The organism is Hydrogenobaculum sp. (genome assembly GCF_049967395.1).
Classification (GTDB): Bacteria; Aquificota; Aquificia; order Aquificales; family Aquificaceae; genus Hydrogenobaculum.
The window spans coordinates 1-2810 of record NZ_JBMFST010000083.1; the positions used below are offsets into that span (position 1 = coordinate 1).

General features: G+C 31.4%; 2 protein-coding genes and 1 pseudogene. All 3 read right to left on the minus strand.

Annotated elements, in window-relative coordinates:
- Positions 1-768 (minus strand): annotated as a pseudogene (locus ACP5S8_RS08020) (hypothetical protein); the annotation flags it as partial.
- A 17-nt stretch (positions 769-785) separates the two neighbouring features.
- Positions 786-1568, minus strand: a complete 783-nt coding sequence (locus ACP5S8_RS08025; RefSeq protein ID WP_461876423.1) for a hypothetical protein — start codon at positions 1566-1568, stop codon at positions 786-788.
- Positions 1565-2810, minus strand: a 1246-nt coding sequence (locus tag ACP5S8_RS08030; protein WP_461876424.1) for a hypothetical protein, incomplete at its 5' end; no start/stop codon positions are given. The genes ACP5S8_RS08025 and ACP5S8_RS08030, both read right to left, overlap by 4 nt.

The following is a 2810-nucleotide window of genomic DNA, read 5'->3' on the forward strand; positions in this document are numbered from 1 at the left end:
AATAACTTCTGGTTCTTTATATACAGGTACCAATACTGTATAAACTGGGAGATTTTCTTCGCTAAGAGCTTTTACCTCATTGTCTGTTACGGTTTGTTGTATTTCTGATTTTGTACCTGCCAAGCTTACTATAAATTTAAAGCCTATAGCGAGTAGATAGAATAATTGAGTTATAAGAAGAATAAATGTGAAGTAAGAAATAGGATTTTTATAGATCCATAAAAGGGAGGCGTATAAGAATAAACCCATCAAAAACACTTGTCCTTTTGAAAAAACCATAGAGGCAGAATATTGTGGGCTCATGTATAGCAATCCATGCACAGCTCTATCTATAAAATTTTCTTTAAAATAGATTTCCAAAATTTTTATAAGGTCTAAATCTGTTATGATTATTTTTTCAATATTTTTATTTGGGAAATATTTTTTTATAAAGTTATCCAACTTATAACTTTCAGGATTTGACGTTAGAAGAATGATTTTGTTGTCTATATTTTTAGCTGGGATTACTTCATATTGGGAAAGTTCATAAGGGTTGAATTTTAGAAGGAAATCTTTATCTATCAAGCTTTTAATTTGTTCTAAATCATATAAAAATTCAATTCCAAAATGCTCTGCAAACGCTTTAAACAAGTCGAGCCTATTGATATATCCAAGGGATGCTAAAATCCACCCAAGCCTTCCACCATACTTTTCTTGATAATAAAGAGCTTCTTCAAGCTGCTCTTCTGTTATCAGATTCTTTTGTACAAGAAATTCTCCTATTTTCATATTTTATGTTTTAAAAGCTAAAAATTCCACCATAAACTAAAGTTTAAGCCTTTCCCTACACCGGTATTTTCTCCCCAAAAGACGTATTGATAAGTAGCTACAAAAGATACATTCCCAAAAATGATGCGAGGACCTATATATATCTGAGCTAACTTGTAATTTGGCTCTAATAGTATGTTTTGTCCTACTTGTTTTTGTTTTCCATTGCCAAGACCAAGCTGTAGGTTTAGCGTGCTTATAAGCTGAATATGTTTGTATATGTTAAGTCCGGCGGTAGCGTAAGATCTTAATTGAGAAGATGGATACCCAAAATAATATCTATAGCCAAGCCCAGAATCGACAAAACCAAACTTTCCATAAAATCCAAACAGCCCTCCACCTTCTAACCCAAACCTTCCGTATCCAAGCCTTAAATTTTTATCTATTGAATATCCTGTTGGAATTATAGCTGTGCCGTAGTATGAAAAAGAGTAGTCTACACCTTTTTTTATTTGTCTTATAAATCCTGTCTCAAAATCTCCAAAACCAGAAGTTGAATTTCCTCCACAGCTTAGATAATCGTAAGGTATTTTGAAAGTAACGGTAGTTTTATTTGTAAGCCCATATTCTCCGTATAACTGGTACTCGCTTTCTTTGAAAGTGCAACCCATGGGTTTTTTGTTTCCATTGTTATCATAATACTCATTGGCACTATAGTAATTATAGCTTGGTGATAAGAAAATACCGCCTTTTGGCTGAACCCAAGAAGAAGCCAGAGCTATAAACGGTACGGATAAAAAAAGTATTATTTTAGGTTTCATGTTTTCCTCCTTGTTAGCTTTACATAAGTATAAGCTAAAAATATAGTTACAGGTAAAGTGAGTAAAATTATTATCCAGAGTTTGTACTTATTCCAATAGTAACTTAAACCTTTTGAGTACTTGTATTTTATTCTTAGCTTTTGACCAACTTCGTAGGATGATATAAAATCCTTTGTAGCTATAGCTGTATTACCAACTAGTCCAAAAAACTCTGAAAAGTGATATTTAAATACATCATTTATACCAGAAGGATCTTTATAGTAAGAAAATACTAACGTTGGCTTATTGTCTATTATTTTTACCATCATAACTGCAAAAGCCTCGGATGGGGTTGATGAAAATATAACCTTTTTTGTAAGGGGATTAAATATTTCAAAATCTCCTTTGTTTAGTTCTATTGGCATGTTAGCGGTGTCTTTAGGGCTTTCAAACATTATTACAAAATCGTATTTTGATAAATTTTTTGGGTTTATTGATATACTAGATATACTTTTGTCGTAATCTGCCAAGTCTGTAGATAGTTTGGTGGCTAAAGGATAGAAGTTCTCATCTTTTATTATAAAAGCTACATTACCATGCATATCTTTTAAGAAATCAGATATATTTTTTGGTTTATTTTTTAGCTTATCCCAATAAAAATAGGAACTATCAAATATGGTAAAAGCTAGTCTAGGTATATTGCCGCTACATGTATTTGAATTCTCAGAATCAACAGAACCAACCAAGTTTATATTTAAGTAATTTTTGCCATAGCTAAGTTCATCTGTTGGTATTTTTATATCAAAACTATTTTTATTATTTCTTATAAAATAAGCGGCAATCATATTGTTATTTAAATATATTCTTAATTCTTCACCACTATTTTTATTTATAGGTGTATGTGTTATTAAAAGCCTGAAATAAAGATTTTTTGGAATACCTCCCAGCTTAGCAGTGTCAATTGGTATTGTGTAATTTAAATTGGAGACCCCTTCTATTGTGGTGGTTTTAATTCCAAGCTCTTTTAAGGAAACCTCAGTTTTTGCAGTTTTGTTTTCTACTATAGCTTTATTTATACGTTCGGCTTCTCCAAACAAGTAGCTTGGGAATATCCCGTTTTCAAAAGCTTTTGTAGTTGTAGCGACTGGTACATAAAGCGTATCTTTATTTATAGTTAGATTGTTGTCGTTTGAAGGCTCTATTTTCTTGCAATTTTTGATATTTTGATTGTAATATACTTTACAAGGAATTGGGTTCTCTTTA

Coding starts and splice junctions, on each gene's coding strand:
- ACP5S8_RS08025 (WP_461876423.1), bottom strand. CDS start 1,568: ATGAAACCTAAAATAATACTTTTTTTATCCGTACCGTTTATAGCTCTG.